This is a genomic window from Hymenobacter defluvii (assembly GCF_017589435.1).
GTDB classification, from domain to species: Bacteria; Bacteroidota; Bacteroidia; order Cytophagales; family Hymenobacteraceae; genus Hymenobacter; species Hymenobacter profundi.
The window spans coordinates 1-16,490 of record NZ_JAGETX010000022.1 but is presented as its reverse complement, the minus strand read 5'-3'; the positions used below and the strand labels follow the sequence as shown (position 1 = coordinate 16,490).

At 55.3% G+C, this 16,490-nt stretch carries 14 protein-coding genes; 5 read left to right on the top strand and 9 right to left on the bottom strand.

What is annotated here, in order from left to right; translation table 11 throughout:
- Positions 1 to 84: 84 nt before the first annotated feature.
- On the bottom strand, positions 85 to 1,023 hold the full coding sequence (locus tag J4D97_RS20310) for a WD40 repeat domain-containing protein (protein WP_208309164.1): 939 nt from the start codon (positions 1,021 to 1,023) through the stop codon (positions 85 to 87).
- Between the two features lie 76 nt (positions 1,024 to 1,099).
- Between J4D97_RS20310 and J4D97_RS20305 the strand changes: the two genes are divergently transcribed.
- Positions 1,100 to 1,762 carry a 4'-phosphopantetheinyl transferase family protein gene (locus J4D97_RS20305; RefSeq protein WP_208309163.1) on the top strand — a complete coding sequence of 221 codons (663 nt, stop codon included), beginning with the start codon at positions 1,100 to 1,102 and terminating at the stop codon, positions 1,760 to 1,762.
- Positions 1,763 to 1,814: 52 nt separating this feature from the next.
- Positions 1,815 to 2,414, top strand: a complete 600-nt coding sequence (locus J4D97_RS20300; protein WP_208309162.1) for a redoxin domain-containing protein — start codon at positions 1,815 to 1,817, stop codon at positions 2,412 to 2,414.
- A 178-nt stretch (positions 2,415 to 2,592) separates the two neighbouring features.
- Here the strand turns inward: J4D97_RS20300 and J4D97_RS20295 are convergent, their stop codons facing one another.
- The 8 genes from J4D97_RS20295 to J4D97_RS20260 form a co-directional block, all read right to left on the bottom strand.
- Positions 2,593 to 3,471, bottom strand: coding sequence for a transglutaminase-like domain-containing protein (locus J4D97_RS20295; protein ID WP_347879374.1), 879 nt, complete (start codon positions 3,469 to 3,471; stop codon positions 2,593 to 2,595).
- Between the two features lie 182 nt (positions 3,472 to 3,653).
- On the bottom strand, positions 3,654 to 5,390 hold the full coding sequence (poxB, locus tag J4D97_RS20290) for a ubiquinone-dependent pyruvate dehydrogenase (RefSeq protein ID WP_208309161.1): 1,737 nt from the start codon (positions 5,388 to 5,390) through the stop codon (positions 3,654 to 3,656).
- A 201-nt stretch (positions 5,391 to 5,591) separates the two neighbouring features.
- On the bottom strand, positions 5,592 to 5,981 hold the full coding sequence (locus J4D97_RS20285) for a DUF3592 domain-containing protein (protein ID WP_185281108.1): 390 nt from the start codon (positions 5,979 to 5,981) through the stop codon (positions 5,592 to 5,594).
- Between the two features lie 41 nt (positions 5,982 to 6,022).
- Entirely contained in the window at positions 6,023 to 7,192 is a 1,170-nt protein-coding gene (locus J4D97_RS20280) for a hypothetical protein (RefSeq protein ID WP_208309160.1), read from the bottom strand.
- Positions 7,193 to 7,278: 86 nt separating this feature from the next.
- Positions 7,279 to 7,746, bottom strand: a complete 468-nt coding sequence (locus tag J4D97_RS20275) for a hypothetical protein (protein WP_208309159.1) — start codon at positions 7,744 to 7,746, stop codon at positions 7,279 to 7,281.
- 58 nt (positions 7,747 to 7,804) lie between these two features.
- Positions 7,805 to 9,433 (bottom strand): acyl-CoA carboxylase subunit beta, encoded by a 1,629-nt coding sequence (locus J4D97_RS20270; protein WP_208309158.1) that lies wholly within the window; start codon positions 9,431 to 9,433, stop codon positions 7,805 to 7,807.
- Between the two features lie 275 nt (positions 9,434 to 9,708).
- Positions 9,709 to 10,746 (bottom strand): MlaD family protein, encoded by a 1,038-nt coding sequence (locus J4D97_RS20265; protein WP_208309157.1) that lies wholly within the window; start codon positions 10,744 to 10,746, stop codon positions 9,709 to 9,711.
- A 71-nt stretch (positions 10,747 to 10,817) separates the two neighbouring features.
- On the bottom strand, positions 10,818 to 11,579 hold the full coding sequence (locus J4D97_RS20260; protein ID WP_258049129.1) for an N-acetylmuramoyl-L-alanine amidase family protein: 762 nt from the start codon (positions 11,577 to 11,579) through the stop codon (positions 10,818 to 10,820).
- A gap of 145 nt (positions 11,580 to 11,724) precedes the next feature.
- Between J4D97_RS20260 and J4D97_RS20255 the strand changes: the two genes are divergently transcribed.
- The 3 genes from J4D97_RS20255 (at position 11,725) to J4D97_RS20245 (ending at position 16,431) form a co-directional block, all read left to right on the top strand.
- Complete coding sequence (locus J4D97_RS20255) at positions 11,725 to 14,691, top strand: putative LPS assembly protein LptD (RefSeq protein ID WP_208309155.1); 2,967 nt, start codon at positions 11,725 to 11,727, stop codon at positions 14,689 to 14,691.
- 162 nt (positions 14,692 to 14,853) lie between these two features.
- Entirely contained in the window at positions 14,854 to 15,669 is an 816-nt protein-coding gene (panB, locus tag J4D97_RS20250; RefSeq protein WP_185281113.1) for a 3-methyl-2-oxobutanoate hydroxymethyltransferase, read from the top strand.
- A gap of 105 nt (positions 15,670 to 15,774) precedes the next feature.
- On the top strand, positions 15,775 to 16,431 hold the full coding sequence (locus J4D97_RS20245; RefSeq protein WP_208309154.1) for an RluA family pseudouridine synthase: 657 nt from the start codon (positions 15,775 to 15,777) through the stop codon (positions 16,429 to 16,431).
- Positions 16,432 to 16,490 lie beyond the last annotated feature (59 nt).

The following is a 16,490-nucleotide window of genomic DNA, read 5'->3' as shown; positions in this document are numbered from 1 at the left end:
GGAATACGTCACAACCTGACAATCTATTGCAGCATCGCTATACGCTGCGTGGTTATCCACCATAAAGCCAACGGCTAACAGCCATCAGCTGTCAGCCCACGTAAGCTCCCACACCGCCAGGCTGCGGTCGTCGCTACACGAAACTAGCCGATTTTGCTGCCCCGACCAAAATAACTTGTTCACAGAGGTGCCGTGGCCGGCGTGGCGTGCCCGGTCTACCACCCGCAGCAAGCGCAGCGTATCGGCCTCCCACAGCTTGATGGATTTGTCCATGCTGCACGTGGCCAAATAGCGGCCATCGGGGGAGAACGTGAGGTGGTTGATGGTGAACATGTGCGCTACCACCGTGTCGGCTAGAGCGTAGCCAGCGGCCGCGTCGTAGCGACGCAGGTGGGCGTCGCGGCCGGCGGCCAGCAGGTAGCGGCCATCAGGGGAGTAGGCCACGGTGAAAACGGAGTTGGTGGCGTCGGAGAGCGTGTGCAGGGCATCCAGCGTGTGCACGTCCAGCACGCGCACGGTGGCGTCGCTACTGCCTACGGCCAGCTCTGGGCGGGTAGGGTGCAGGGCCAGGCAGCGCAGACTTTTGTCGGCGAGGCGCAGGAGCTTTTCCAGACTGAAATCGGCGGCGCGCAGCACGGCCAACGTGCCATCGGCCAGGGCCACAAACAGGCGTTGCGCTTCCTCGGAGTACGCCAGATCGAAGATAGCCAGCGGAGGTAGGGCCGTGGCGTGCGCCAACTGGCGGTTGTGCAGATCAATTACCTGCACGCCCTCGTAATTGTGCCCCAGTACCAGCAGTTGCCGCCCCGGCAGGTAGCGCAATGCATACACCGATTTCTCTACCTTCGCTACTAGCGTGCCGTCGGCTTCGGGGTCCAGCACGTTCCAACTTGCTACCAGCCCATCGGCCCCAGCCGAGTAAAACGTGGCGTCGTCGGGGCCGCCGCTCAGGGTATACACACAGTCGCGGTGCCCAGTGAGGGTAGCGAGTTTCTGGACCTGAGGACGAGCGGGAACGGACATGCGCACGAGAATTTAGGCGAAATTACGCCAGATTTGCTTGTGCCGCGCCACTTCGGGTGGGCGGCGCTCCTACCCTATGCCCCTGCACTCCATCACTCCCCTGCCCCACGGCGCCATCCTCGGCCTGTGGCGCCTCACCGAAACCACCGCCGAACTGCTGCCGCAGCTCCCCTACCCTACTGTGTACCAGGCCCTGTACCCGGCCGGCCGCGACCCTACCCGGGCGGCGCAGTGGGCCGCGGGCCGCTTGCTGTTGCACGCGCTGCTTCCCGAACTGACGGCCGCCCCCGCGACCCTGGCCAATGACGCCAATGGCCGCCCCTATCTCCCTGCCCTACCCCATTACGCCGTGTCGCTGTCGCACTCCGGCGAGTGGGTGGCCGGAATAGTTGCGGCCCAAGGCAGAGTTGGCATAGATGTTGAATTAATTCGTGGAAAAGCACAAAAACTGGCCCCACGGTTTCTATCGGAAGCCGAGCGGGCCGATGCCGGCGACGATGCAGCCAAATACAGTCTCTATTGGAGTGCCAAGGAGACGCTTTATAAGCTGCATAGTCGCCGGGGGCTGGTGTTCAAAGAGCAATTATTGCTCGACCCGTTTTGGCTGCGGGAGGCAGGCGAGTTGACGGCTCACCTGCTGCTCGAAAACTCCCGCAGCCAGCACCAGCTGACCTACTTGCGCCCGGCGCCCGGCTATGTGCTCACGTATTGCGTTGAATTGATGAACTTGGAGCAATAGCCATTTGCGCTGGAACTCCATAATCGACGCTTCTCACCTTTTACTTCCCGCTATGTCTTTCCGCCGACTTTCGCTTCTCGCTGCTGCTACCCTGGTTTTTTGCACCGTGGGTATAGGGGTAGCGCGCGCCCAAGGCACGCGCACCGTCACCGATTTCACGCTGAAAAACGCGGCTAATTCGTCGGTGTCGCTCAGCAGCTACGCTGGCAGCAAGGCCGTGGTGGTGGTGTTTATCAACCAGAACTGCCCCTTTTCCAAGTCGTACCAAGGTCGCCTCAATGCGCTGGCCTCCACGTACGGCGGGCAAGGCGTGCAGTTTCTGTATATCGATGCCCCCATCAACATAGATGCGGCCGGCGACGCGCAAAAGCTCGTGCTGAAAAGCGACAGCAACAACATCACCTACCTCACCGACGAAGGCCAGAAGGTGAGTAACCAGCTCGGCGCCACCAAAACCCCAGAGGTAGTAGTGCTCCAACCCGCCGGTAACGGCTTCACCGTACGCTACAAAGGCGCCATCGACGACAACCCCCAAGTGGAAAGCGACGTGCGCCAGCGCTACCTCGCCCAGGTGCTCGACAACCTGCTAGCTGGCCGCCCCGCCGGCATAGCCGACACCCGCGTTGCGGGTTGTTTGATTAAGAAGTTTTAGAGGTAGCAATTAGGAGGGTGAATAGATATATTCTGTCATCCTGAGCTTGCGAAGGACCTTCTCACGGCAGAACGAGTCGTTGGTACGCTTGTCGTTCTGCCGTGAGAAGGTCCTTCGCAAGCTCAGGATGACACACTCCTTTACTTCCTACCCCCATACCCTCACAAACTTCCTACCCTTACTCCTCCCCTTCATTATCCGTCAGCGGTTCACCTTCGTCTGTCAGGATAGCCAGCAATTCAGCTACTTCGCCAGCTTTTGCAGGTTCCTGCATTTTCTCGAAGCTCAATTGCAAGTTGCGCAGGGCACGGCGCACGATGTCGAGGTGCGAGCAGGGCTCGAAGAACACTTCGTTGGGCGTGAGGTTGAGTTGGGCAATGTAGTGCTCAATATCGGTGCGGGATAGGATCAGGCCGCGGTTGTAGCAGTTGATGTAGAACGGCTCTACGTTGGGGTTGGTAGGGCGAAACAGCAGCACAAACAAGTTGGGCAGGTTCACGCCGTAGATGGGCAGCATTAGGCGCTGTGCCACCAGTAGGTAGATTACGCAGAGCGTGAGCGGGTTGCCGCGCCGGGTTTCCAGCACTAAGTGCAACATGGAGTTGGCCGGCGAGTGGAAATTCTGCGTGTTGGCCGCCAGCTTGTGCGTACGAAACAACACGTAGTTGAGGACCTGCACTTGGTCGGCGGGGTGCATGCCGGGGCGCATTTGGGTCCAGGCTTCGAAGCGCAGCTGCTCAATGGCGCGGTTCAGAGCCTGAAAATCGGCATCGGGATACTGGTAGGAGTTCAGCAGCCACATGCCTTCTAGCAGACTGTCGCCCCCTGTGTCGCGCCACACGCGCAGGCGCTGCTTCAGCCCATCGAATTGCAGGTTATGAATGAGGTCTTCGAGGCGTTGCTGTTGCTGCGGGTCCAGCGTTTCTTCCCACGATTCTTCCAAAAACGGAATGATACTTTCTCCCAGATTCTGGATAGTGCCCTGAATCTGAGGCGCTATTTCCGGATCATCGAGCAGCGAGATAAGCGCTTTTATTTCTTTGTTGGTCATAGACATGGCCGAGGCTTCGGCGGCGGGAGCCAGAACTGGCAGAGCGGAGATACTGAATAAAAGTAGCCGGTTTGATGCCTCGCACCAAACCGGCTATTGTCAACACCGCTAACTACGGCAAATGTTCATTTAAAAGCTATTGACGCGGCATTTTTGACTATCAAGCTCGGAATGACGGGCTAGATGCTCTACAGCCCTAGTAGGTTCAGGTTGTCCTTTGCCAAGTCCAGAATTTCGTTGCCGCGGCCACTCATCACGGCTTTCAGAGCGTAGAGGCTGAAGCCTTTGGCCTGCTCCAACTCGATGGTCGGCGGCATTGATAGCTCGGCGCGTTTCACGATGGCGTCAATCACCACTGGGCCGGGGTGAGCAAAGGCTTCTGCCAGGGAAGCATGTAGGTCGCCGGGGTCAGCGACGCGTATTCCCCGAATGCCCACGCTTTCGGCCAGGGCCGCGAAGTCGGGGTTATCAAGCGTTGTTTCGAAGGGTAACAGACCGGCTTCTTTCATTTCCAATTCCACAAAACCCAGGGAGCTGTTGTTGTAGATAACGAGCTTCACGGGCAAGTTTAACTGCTTCAGCGTCAGCAGGTCGCCGAGCAGCATGGCAAAGCCACCGTCGCCGGCTAAGGCTACTACCTGCCGGTTGGGATAGACCAGTTGTGCTCCAATGGCCTGGGGCATGGCATTGGCCATGCTGCCGTGGTTGAACGAGCCCAGCAAACGCCGCTGGCCGTTCATGGAAAGGTAGCGGGCTGCCCACACGGTAGGCGTACCCACATCACAAGTAAAAATGGCATCTTCCGCGGCCAGCTCGTTTACCAATTTGGTGAGGTACTGCGGGTGCATGGAGTCGTCGCCGGGCTTGCCGATGGCCAACTCGTCCAGATTCTCGCGCGAGTCTTTGTAGTCGCTGAGCGCCTTATCCAAGTGTGCCCGCTCTGTTTTGGTGGTTAGGTGGGGTAGCAGCTGCCGAATGGTTTCGCCCACGTCGCCAGCCAGGCCAATGTCTACCCGAGTGCGGCGGCCAATGTGCTCGGCCCGGCAATCCACTTGAATGGTTTTGGACTCTTGTGGCAGGAATTGGGTGTAAGGGAAATCAGTGCCCAACATTAACAGCACGTTGGCGTCCATGATGGCGTGGTAGCCCGAGGCGAAGCCCAGCAGGCCGGTCATGCCCACATCAAAGGGATTTTCATATTCAATGTACTCCTTGCCGCGCAGAGCATGCACAATGGGCGCTTTCAGCGCACTGGCTACCTGCATTAGCTCGGCGTGCGCTTTGGCACAGCCGGCCCCAGCCAGAATAGTTATTTTCTCTGCCCCGTTCAGCAGAGTAGCAGCATCGGCTATATCGGCATCCGAAGGGCGCAAGGTAGCGGAGCGGTGCCGAGCGGGCAAGCGTGGCTCTGGCGCCTCTACCTCCATTTCCGACACGTCGCCGGGTAGCACAATCACAGCCACGCCGCGTTTCACCAAGGCCGTTTGGATGGCACTTTCAATCACGCGCACGGCGTGTTCGGGGGTAGAAATCAACTCGCAATAGTCGCTGCACTCCTGAAACAGCCGCTCGGGGTGGGTTTCCTGGAAATACTGCGTCCCGATTTCTACACTCGGAATCTGGGAGGCAATGGCCAGCACCGGCACGCGGCTGCGGTGGCAGTCGTAGAGGCCGTTGATGAGGTGGGTGTTGCCAGGGCCGCAGCTACCCGCGCACACGGCCAATTCTTGGGTGAGGTGGGCCTCGGCACCGGCGGCAAAGGCGCCGGCCTCTTCGTGCCGCACGTGCACCCAGCCAATGCCGTCGCGCTGCCGGATGATGTCCGTTACGCCGTTGAGCGAGTCGCCTACTACGCCGTACACGCGCTGCACACCAGCGGCCAGCAGCGTATCAATCAGTATTTCGGATACTTTCTTCTTCGCCATCGTCTTCAATTCTTGTTTTGAAGACTATACGGGAAGTGTAGGGGTAGGGACGTGTAGCTGGGTTAATGCCTACACAGAGTAACTGAACAACAGCTTCCGCAAAACGCTATCAAGGATAGGCCCAATGGTCTACGCCTTTCAGTGGATGTACACCTTGTTACGACTGAAACACAGATCTACATTTCAGTACCGTATCAACAATCAGTTGCTGATACTTTCAAACAGCTTATTTGCAAAGTAATGACCGCCCCCTACCACGAGCATTGCGAGTGAGACTATCAACAGAATAACTATCATCCCAAAGGCTTCGAAAAAGCTTAGCATGATGGCATCAACGGGATTTTCCGGATCATATACAATCCGCACTTGTTCGCCTACCTCCCATGCTGCCGGATTGGTAGAGGAAGTCTGGGTATAGATGAGTTCCTGATTGTTGCGTGTGGTATACCTAAAAATTGCCCTATAGGTATTATCGCCCTCATTATCCTTTTCACAATCTATTCTGATAACTGTTGCTGTCGTACTTTCCTGGGTCTTGATGGTATGTATTCTGCTTCTCAAGGAAAGCAGGCTAACCACCAGAAAAAACACACCCGCTATACAGATTATATTGTATCCCATTGTACAGCTTTCTACAGTGGCAGCGACACCAGCATCAGCCCTGGCCCATCTTTCGGAATCTTGTAGGTTTTCAGAAAGGCTTTCACCGCGGCCGGGTCGTGCCCAAAGGCTAGCACTTCGGCGGCTAACTGCTTGATTTTGGCTTGCAGTTGACTTTTCTGGCGGCGGTAGTCCAGGTCCATGGCGGCAGGCGAGGTAAGGGCATACCACGGCTGCCCAGTGAAGGCCGATAGGTCCATCCGCTCAGCTTGCAGGGCATCCTCCAGCTCACGGGCCTGCTCACTCAGCAACTTGTTGTAGTAGTGCAACTGCTCTTCAGCCATGTTTTCGAGGTGGGCCTGGTCGATGCGATTCAGCTCTAGCTGAAGGCGCAGCAGCGTTAATAGCTCATTGGCCTCGTAGGCCGTGGTCACTTGTTTCAGCAGCTCGGTTTTGCGGGCTTTTTCTGCTTCGTCGGGCTCCCGGTCGGGGTGCAGGTGCTTCACCAGGTCCATGTAGAGCGTGCGTACGGCCTTGGTGCTATTCTTTTCCTCGGCTTGCTTTTTCTCTTCGGCTGCCTGCTGCTTGGGGCTTTTTTTGCGTTTAGCCCGACGCTCGGCCCGCTGTGCTTCCTCGGCAGCAAACTCCTCTTCCTGCGCGGCCATTTGTTGCGCCACGTAAGCCTGAAACTTCTCGGGCGTATTCACATCAGCATCAGCTTCAAACTCAATCCCGAACTGCTGACTAAACAACTGCTTCATCATCTCAGCGGTCTGGGCGTTGGCCGCTTCCGCCTCGGCCGTTTCTTCGGCTCTCAGGGGCGGGTCGTGCTTATCGAAAATAGGCTCCAGGTCGTCGTAGCCCCAGTCCAGCAAGTCAACGCAGCCATACACAATGATATCCACAATTTTGTCGCGCTCAGTTTTAGTGAGCTTGTATTCGTCGTGGGCATGGTCGAGTACGCGCACTAGGGCGGCGCGCTGGTCGTTGTGCTGCTGTTGCAAGGGGCGATATTCGTTCTGCACCCGCTGGCGCAGGTGGGTAGCAGCCTCACGAAAATCGGCTACTTCCTTTTCCAGCTTGCTGATACGCTTGGTGAAGCGGTTGAAGGCCTTTTGCTCTTTGGAAAGGGTGCTGCCAGTTGCCCCTGCCGCTGGGATGTGCACAATTTGAGGCGAGGCAGGAACAGATTTCTTAGTCATGAGAAATATAACTAGATAAGCGCCCCAAGATACAACCAGACGTTATCTGCGCCGGACAGGCCAGTTGCAATCTACTTTGATACTCCCTACCCCAGCAGACCAGCCAGGCCCTTCACATTCAGGCGGGCAAATTTGCGGACACGCTCAAACGTATCTATCGTGGTGGCTAGCTCTTCGTCTTCGGGTAGCTTGGTAGGCACGTGCGTGCTCAGCAGCGCAAATACGCTGGCAGCAATATCCAGGTAGCCCAGCAGCAGCAGGTACAGTTGCTTCTTCTCGTCCTCGGTGTAGGCCTTGGTGCGAATGGCTTTTACCAGTGTGCCGAGCTGGGCGGTTTCGTCGGTGTATAGGTCGCGCAGGGCGCGGCGGGCCTGTTGGTAATCGGCTTGTTGCTCCTCCGTGGCTACATGTAGCGCAAACGGAAACGCCTCAACGAAAGCGGTAGCCGCCAAGAAAGATTTCTCCGCGCTGTATACGGCCGCTAAGTGTTTTTGCAAGCTGACCCACAGGCCGGCGCGGGCTTTTTCGAAGGCGGAAGGATTTTGTTCGGTCACAAAGGGTAGGGCTGGGTGAGTGGCAAAGGTAGGAACAGAGATAGAATCGGAACTGCTCTCACACCTGAATCACCCCCACATTATACGCCTTCTCAATCGGTGCATGATTGGCCGCGGCTATGCCCTGCGAAATGACCTTACGCGTTTCCAGCGGGTCAATAATAGCGTCTACCCAGAGGCGGGCGGCGGCGTAATAGGGCGAGAGTTGCTCCTCGTAACGGGCCTTGATGGTGTCGAGTAGCTCCTTCTCAGCTTCGGGCGTGATTTCCTGGCCTTTGGCTTTCAGCGAGGCTACCTGAATTTGCAAGAGCGTGTTGGCGGCGGCGGCTCCGCTCATCACGGCTAGTTGGGCGGTCGGCCAGGCCACAATAAGGCGTGGGTCGTAGGCTTTGCCGCACATGGCGTAGTTGCCGGCGCCGTAGCTGTTGCCCACAATCACCGAGAACTTCGGCACCACGCTGTTGGCCATGGCATTCACCATCTTGGCGCCATCCTTAATGATGCCGCCCTGCTCGCTCTGGCTGCCTACCATGAAGCCAGACACATCGTGCAGGAACACCAGCGGAATGCGCTTCTGGTTGCAATTCATGATGAAGCGCGCCGCCTTGTCGGCTGAGTCGGAGTAGATGACACCGCCCATCTGCATGCCGGTTTTCTTCGACTTCACGATTTTGCGCTGGTTGGCTACGATGCCTACCGCCCAGCCATCAATACGCGCCAGGCCGCAGATGAGCGTCTGGCCATAAAGGTCTTTGTAAGGCTCGAACTCCGAATCATCAACCAGCCGGTTGATAATATCCATCATATCGTAGGGCTTGGCGCGGTCGGCGGGTAGGAGGCCGTAGATGTCCTGCGGATTTGCTTTCGGCTCAGCAGCAGCGGCGCGGTTGAATCCGGCTTTGGGCGTGTCACCCAGCTTGTCAAAGATGTTGCGAATGTGGTCGAGGCACTCTTCGTCCGTTGCAAACTTATAGTCCGTGACGCCCGAAATTTCGGAGTGCGTGGTAGCGCCGCCCAGCGTTTCGTTGTCGATGGTTTCGCCAATGGCCGATTTCACGAGGTAGGAACCCGCCAAAAACACCGACCCCGTACCCTCCACAATCATGGCCTCATCGGACATGATGGGCAGGTAGGCCCCGCCCGCCACGCACGGCCCCATAATGGCCGAAATCTGCACAATGCCCATTGACGACATCACGGCATTATTGCGGAAGATGCGACCGAAGTGCTCTTTATCCGGAAAAATCTCGTCCTGCATCGGCAGGTACACCCCCGCCGAATCGACCAGGTAGATGATAGGCAGGCGGTTTTCAATGCTGATTTCCTGTGCCCGCAGGTTCTTTTTGGCCGTGATGGGAAACCACGCGCCGGCCTTTACGGTGGCATCGTTGGCCACTACCACGCACTGCCTACCCTGCACGTACCCGAGTACCACCACTACCCCGCCGCTGGGGCAGCCGCCTTCATCGGCATACATGCCTTCGCCGGCAAACGCGCCTACCTCTACCGTTTCCGCATCCTTATCGAGCAGGTAGGCTATCCGCTCGCGGGCAGTCAGCTTGCCCTTCTCCTTGTGCTTGGCAATGCGCTTCTCGCCGCCCCCAAGCGCTACTTTCTGCAAACGCTTCGAGAGCTGGTAGGTGAGTTGCTTGAGGTAGTCTTCGTTTTTGTTGAATTCGATATCCATGGGTGGGTGGGGGTAGGGTGGGTGGTGAGGTAGTGAAATTGTGAGTTTGTGAATAGCAAAAGCGCCTGTCATCCTGAGCGGAGCGAAGGACCTTATCACGCAAGGATGCGTCGTTCGTACGATGGTCGTTCAACTGGCATAAGATCCTTCGCAAGCTCAGGATGACAGAAGTTTTTTCAGCTCACAATTTCACCGTTTTACTATTCGTAAAAAGCAAGAAATCCGCCCTTTCGAGCGGATTTCAAATCTATCAAAATAACTGACCGGATAAATGCTTATTGGCCGGTGGGGGTAGTAGCAGGCTGCACAATGCCGCCGGGCGTACCATCTACCCGCTTCGTCTCAACTTCTACCTCGCCGTTAGGCTTTTTGGTTACTTCTTTCTTCACCTTGTCTTTGCCACCGCCAAACACCGAGAAGTGCACATAGCGCTTGGGATTAGCCTGAAAATCAGTGAGCAGGGAGTTGGTGCTGGCTGCCGTCGCGTTGAGGTTGTTGTAGAGCGAATCGTCGTTCATGAGCTTGTTAAGCGAGCCTTCCTGATTTGCCAAACCTTGGTTTAGGGTAGTCATGGCCGTTTGCGCTTCAGTCATGGTCGCATTGAGCTTACGCATGGTAGGGCCAATGGGCGCTTGTTTCAATGAGTCGCTGAGCTGGTTGAAGTTGGCCGCAATCTTGTCAAACTTCTGGCTGGTCACGGCCAGGTCGTGGGTGAGGCGGGCCATGTTGGTCGTAATCTGGTTGATGTTGCGCTGGTTCATCAGCAGCAAATTCTTGAAGGCTTCCGACGACCCCTCTGCGTTCTGTAGCGTTTGCTGCAAGCTCAGACGGGCATCCTTGCTCAGGAAGCTGTTCACTTTAATCAGCGTAGAGTCTACGGTACCAAGCACGGGTAGGGCTTTGGCCTGAAACGCATCCGTGATGCTGGCTACCGTATACGAGCGTAGTTCCTCGCCCCCGTCGTACACTTTAGAGTTTTTGCCCAGAAACAGCGTGATGGTCTTGCTGCCCAGCAACGAGCCCGACAAGCTGGCCGTGGTAGAGTCGCCTACCACCACATCTTTGGCAAGCTCCAACGCCACTTTTACGCGGTTGTGCTCGCTTGGCAGCAGCTCCATCTGCTTCACCTGCCCTACCTTGATACCATTGAGTACCACTGGGTTGCCCACAGCCAAACCATCTACGTTATCGTATTTTGCGTAGTACGTGCGGTCTGAAGACAGCAGATTAGAGCCTTTCAGAAAGTTGAACCCAATGAACAGGATTGCTATGGCTACGATACCCAGCAACGCTACTTTTATTTCTTTTGACACGTTCGGTCAGAATAAAGATGAGATAATAAAGCACTGGGAAACTGAAAAGGCTGATGCAACAGCTGGATGGACTATCCTTCGCTGGTGCCTTCCAATTCGTTACGATACGTGCGGAAAGCACGGTATATTCCCGAGGCCATATACGACTGCCCCGATTTATCGTTGAGGTATTGTTCTTCCTTGCGGTTGGTCAGGAAGCCTAACTCGATAAGTACCGACGGCATAGCCGTTTTCCAGAGCACCAGAAAGCCCGCCTGTTTCACGCCGCGCGAGTGGCGCTGCACGCGGGTTTTAAACTCTGCATCAACGTGTTGCGCAAAGCGTATGCTGTTTACCATGTACGCACTCTGGAACAGCGAAAACAGGATGTGGCTCTGTGGCGAGCGGGGGTCGAAACCGTTGTATCGCTCTTTATAATCGTCTTCTTGCAGAATTACGGCGTTTTCGCGCTTGGCTAGGGCCAGGTTCGCCTCGGTTTTGTGCGGACCCATCGTCCAGACCTCCGTGCCGTAGGCGACCGATGGCCCCGAGTTGCAGTGCACCGAAATAAATAGGTCGGCGTTGTGCTTATTGGCAATCCCGGCGCGGTCGGCTAGTTCCACAAATACATCGGTTTTGCGGGTATACACTACCTTCACGTCGGGCATATTTTGCTCAATCAGGCGGCCAAGTTCCAGCACGGTTTTTAGAGCTACCTGGGCCTCGCGGGCCGCGGAGCCGGCACAGCCTCTATCTTTGCCACCATGCCCGGCATCGAGCACTACGGTTCTGATCCGGTACTTTTGGGGTGGTAGTTTAGCAGTGTGCGCCACCACACCCGGCGCAAGGGCCACCGACGGTCCGGCAAAAAACACCAGCACAGCGGTGCAGACAATGACAATATTCCGCACAGTTTTCGTTAGTTGGAGCAGCTACCCGCTACCTTTGTAAGCAGCCACAAAATAAACGAATTAAAACTACGTGGCCCGGACCATCTCCTTGTCTTCGCTATTCTTTTTACGCTTTATCCGGCAGCTATTGCCCTCCACTATCCTACTGCTACTCTCATGGGTAGGGGTGGCAGGGCATGCAATAGCCCAAACCAATAAGCGTCCGCAAACCACTGCCGTGCCGGCCAACGCCGACGTTCGCCCCGGCCCCATCATTCGGCCCAATGCCAATGATACCGCCCGCGTCGTAACGCTGCAACCCGTGCCGGATTCTGTGCGCGTAGCCGACTCGCTACGAGTGGCAGCCCGGCCCAAGGGTCCCATTCAGACCACTGTTAAGTACGCTGCCAAAGACTCCATTGAGTTCGACATCGACGCCAAGATTGCCAAGCTATACGACAAGGCAACTGTTGATTATGGTGACATGTCGCTGAAAGCGGCCATCATTACCGTTGACTACAATAAAAACCTGATGTCGGCCGTGGGGGTACCCGATTCTACGGGGCGCACGCAGGGGCAGCCGCTGTTCAAGCAGGGCGCCACCACCTACCAGGCCGGCAAGATTGACTACAACTTCAAAACCCGCAAAGGCAAAATTGGGGAAGTAGTGACGCAGCAGGGTGAGGGATTTGTGCACGCCGAGGTGGTCAAGAAAAACAACCTGGATGAGATATACGGCCGCAATGGCCGTTATACCACCTGCAACCTCGCCGATCCGCACTTCTACATCAACACGGCCAAGATGAAGGTGATACCGGGCCAAAAGGTAATTACCGGGCCGTTCAACCTAGTGATTGGTGGTATTCCTACCCCTCTGGGCCTACCGTTTGGCTACTTCCCTACCCCACGCAAGGGCCGGGCTTCGGGTCTGATCATCCCTACCTTCGGGCAGAGTGCCGACCGGGGCTTTTTCCTGCGCAATGGGGGCTACTACTGGGTGCCCAACCAGAATATTGGCGTCCGCTTCACCGGCGACGTGTACTCTGGCAATGCCGAAACCTTTGGGGGCTTCCGCGGGCAGGCCGAGGCGCAGTATACCAAGCGCTACGCCTACTCCGGCCTGTTCAGCTTCAGCTACGACCAGCGCCCGGCCCAACGCATCCTGAACCCAGGGGGTATACAGCTGGAAAGTACAGCCGGCCGCGTGTACACGCCCCGCACGTTTTGGCTGAGCTGGTCGCACACACCGGTGGCGCGCCCCGGCGGTGGCCGCTTCTCGGCCAGCGTGCAGGCAGGTAGTAATAACTACAACCGCCAAAACAACTTCAACGCTCGCAACTACCTCACGCCGGCGTTCAGCTCCAACATTTCCTACTCTAAGCAACTGCGCTACCTGCCTATCAACTACTCCATTCAGGCCAGCCAAAGCCAGAATACTACTACCGGCACGATGGATTTCGTTCTACCTAACGCAACGGTAGGCGTAGCTCGCCAATATTTATACAGCCTATTTGGCTTACAACCGAAGGGACGTTTTTATGAGCAATTCGCGGTGGCCTACACGCTCACGGCAAGCAACCGCATCAGCAATTCTATTCCGTCACGATTATTACAAAATGGCGCTATCCCAGTAATTGGAGGTTCTAATTCTGCGCAGATATTACCCGTCAAACTCTCTAATTTGAATACGCTGCTGCGCAACTCGCAAACTGATATTCAACATGCCTTCCAGATTACACTGGGTAGTTATACTGCTGATCAGTTTTTCGGTGGCTTACTTGATCGGGTAGCTTTTTTGAAATACTTAACTGTGCAACCTTCTATTAATTATGGAGAAAGCTGGTATTTCAAACGTCTGGAATATAGTTATGTGGAGGAAGCACGCGCAGTACGTATTGATACAATACCGGGCTTCAACCGAGTATACAACTACTCTGGCGGCTTGAATATGGGCACAAACTTATATGGTATTTATCAAATCAAGGGTAAGAAGGTTGAGGCCATTCGCCACAAGATTACGCCCAGCTTAAATTTTCAGTATTCACCAAATTTCGCGGCTAACGATGCCTATTTCACGCTGCTAAACACAGGTAGCTTAGTAGATGCACAAGGCTTGCGATATAATCAGTTCGACATTGATAGAAATGGTATTCCGCAACGGGACGGGAGTGGCAATTTGGTTCCGCTGAATCCTAATATTCCAATTAATCCACTAGCTCTGTCGCGCTATAATGGTTTTGGTGGCAACGTACCTAGTGGAACAGGAACTAAAATATTAACTTTCTCTCTCCAAAACTCTTTGGAGATGAAGGTGCGTGATGACAAGGATACTACCGGTACTACACCGTTCAAAAAAGTGAGTTTGATTGATGGGTTTGACTTTAGTACAAACTACAATTTCGCACTTGATTCATTGAATTTTCAGCCGATTAACGTCACGTTCCGCACGCAGGTGGCGCGCAAGCTCAATATTCTAGTTAGCGGTTTTTTCGAGGTGTACCAACGTGACTCCACGGGCAGGCTGATTAACGAATACCTTTTTGATCAGCCGAAGCGTCGCCTGGCTCGCTTAGCTTCAGGGTCTGCAACGTTGTCATACCAGTTTAACCCTACAACTGGGAATAAAAAGTCAACGATACCGCGTGCTGTAGCTCCTGCCAACGACCCCATATTAGGCTCACCCATTCCGGTCAATCCGTACGAAGACTACGTAGATTTCACGCTACCTTGGGAGTTAAGCACAAACTTTACGGTAGGCTATACAGATCCAGGTCCCCGTGCCTTTAGTCGCTATAATAACCGTCTCTCTGCATTACGGGCTGCATCTTTAAGTTTGAGCGGTTCTGTGAAGCTAACTGACAATCTGCGCTTGGGCTACAACACAGGCTACGACTTTGTAAACAACACCGTATCCTTCACATCCTTAGACTTCTCACGCGACTTGCACTGCTGGCAGATTACCGGCAACTGGCGCCCCTTTGGCTATACGCAGGGCTACTACGTGACCATTGCGGCCAAATCGGCGCTGTTGCAGAGCTTGAAGCTAAACCGCAACAAGACCTTCCTGAACAACTAAGGACCGGTGAGTGGGCTCGTACCACTTAAATCCTGATTTTTTAGGAGCTTTGGGCCCTGTTCCTGCTGCCACGTGAGTTTCCGGTGCCACAGATTGTTTGCATCGTTGCCTAACCACACGTCCGCAAGACCCCCTACGTCCTTAAGACCCCAAGACCCTAAAATGTCTCAACACAAAGAAGTGAAGCTCGTGACCACCCACCAGCTGCTGGCCATGAAGCAGCGCGGCGAGAAAATCTCGATGCTGACGGCGTACGACTTTTCGATGGCCTCCATTCTGGACGGCGCTGGTATCGACGTGCTGCTGGTGGGCGACTCGGCCTCCAATGTGATGGCTGGCCACGAGACTACCCTACCCATCACCCTGGATCAGATGATCTATCACGCGCAGTCGGTGATACGGGCGGTAAAGCGGGCCTTTGTGGTAGTAGACTTGCCGTTCGGCTCCTACCAGGGCAATTCGTCGGAGGCGCTACGCTCGGCTGTGCGTGTGATGAAGGAAAGCGGTGCGCACGCGCTCAAGCTGGAAGGCGGCGCTGAAATCAAGGACAGCATCACGCGGATTCTCACGGCGGGCATTCCGGTAATGGGTCATTTGGGCCTTACCCCGCAAAGTATTTATAAATTTGGCACCTACTCAGTGCGGGCCAAGGAAGAAGCCGAGGCGCAAAAGCTAATTGAAGATGCCCTGTTGCTCCAGGAAATTGGCTGCTTCGCGGTAGTACTGGAAAAAATTCCGTCGAAGCTGGCCAAGCAAGTAGCCGAGCAGCTTACCATTCCCGTAATCGGGATTGGGGCTGGTCCTGATGTGGACGGCCAAGTGTTGGTAGTACATGATATGCTGGGCATCAATAAAGAATTCAAGCCCCGCTTCTTGCGGCGCTACGCCGAGTTACACGAAATCATGAGCGACGCCGTGCGTCACTATGTGCAAGACGTAAAAAGCCGCGACTTCCCTACCCAAGAAGAAGCGTATTAATCAATTAAAAATGAGGAATGAAGAATTAAAAATGATTAGCTGTACAGTATATCTACTATGTCCTCAGCTTTTAATTTTTAATTATTAATTTTTAATTCCCTATCCGTGAATCGTCCGAATATCTGGGCCGAGGGCCGTGAAATCCTATTTGAGGACAACCACTTACTGATTATCAACAAACCCGCCGGCTTGCTGGTGCAGGGCGACGCCACCGGCGATGAGCCGCTATCGGCCAAAGCGGAGGAATACCTACGGTTTAAGTACAAAAAGCCGGGCGCTGCCTTCATCGGCGTGGCGCACCGCCTCGACCGGCCCGTAAGTGGTGTAGTAGCATTGGCCAAGACCAGCAAAGCCCTTAGCCGCCTCAATGAGATGTTTCGGGATAATAAGGTGCACAAAACCTACTGGGCGCTGGTAGGTAAAGCGCCCGAGTTGCTGGAAGGGCACCTCACACACTGGCTGGTGAAAGACCCTATCCGCAACGTTACGAAGGCTTACCCCAAGCTGCACCCACAAGGCCAAAAGTCGGAGTTGGACTACCAAGTGCTGGGCCAGGCCGGTTCGCGCTGGCTGGTGCAGGTAAACCCTATCACCGGCCGGCCGCATCAGATCCGGACGCAACTGAGCACGGGCTTAGGTACTCCCATCGTGGGTGATGTGAAATACGGCTTCCTGGCTCCCCTACCCGACGTCAGCATTGCCCTACACGCACGGCAACTGGAATTTAGTCATCCCGTCACCAAAGAAGCCATGGAACAATAAGATGTAGAGTGTTAGGTAGGAAAAAGCGTGTCATCCTGAGCGGAGCGACGGCCCCTTAT

What these genes read in the sequence shown, in the direction of transcription:
- J4D97_RS20310 (WP_208309164.1), bottom strand. Translation starts at nt 1,023, where the DNA reads ATGTCCGTTCCCGCTCGTCCTCAGGTCCAGAAACTCGCTACCCTCACT.
- J4D97_RS20305 (WP_208309163.1), top strand. Translation starts at nt 1,100, where the DNA reads ATGCCCCTGCACTCCATCACTCCCCTGCCCCACGGCGCCATCCTCGGC.
- J4D97_RS20300 (WP_208309162.1), top strand. Translation starts at nt 1,815, where the DNA reads ATGTCTTTCCGCCGACTTTCGCTTCTCGCTGCTGCTACCCTGGTTTTT.
- J4D97_RS20295 (WP_347879374.1), bottom strand. Translation starts at nt 3,471, where the DNA reads ATGTCTATGACCAACAAAGAAATAAAAGCGCTTATCTCGCTGCTCGAT.
- poxB (WP_208309161.1), bottom strand. Translation starts at nt 5,390, where the DNA reads ATGGCGAAGAAGAAAGTATCCGAAATACTGATTGATACGCTGCTGGCC.
- J4D97_RS20280 (WP_208309160.1), bottom strand. Translation starts at nt 7,192, where the DNA reads ATGACTAAGAAATCTGTTCCTGCCTCGCCTCAAATTGTGCACATCCCA.
- J4D97_RS20270 (WP_208309158.1), bottom strand. Translation starts at nt 9,433, where the DNA reads ATGGATATCGAATTCAACAAAAACGAAGACTACCTCAAGCAACTCACC.
- panB (WP_185281113.1), top strand. Translation starts at nt 14,854, where the DNA reads ATGTCTCAACACAAAGAAGTGAAGCTCGTGACCACCCACCAGCTGCTG.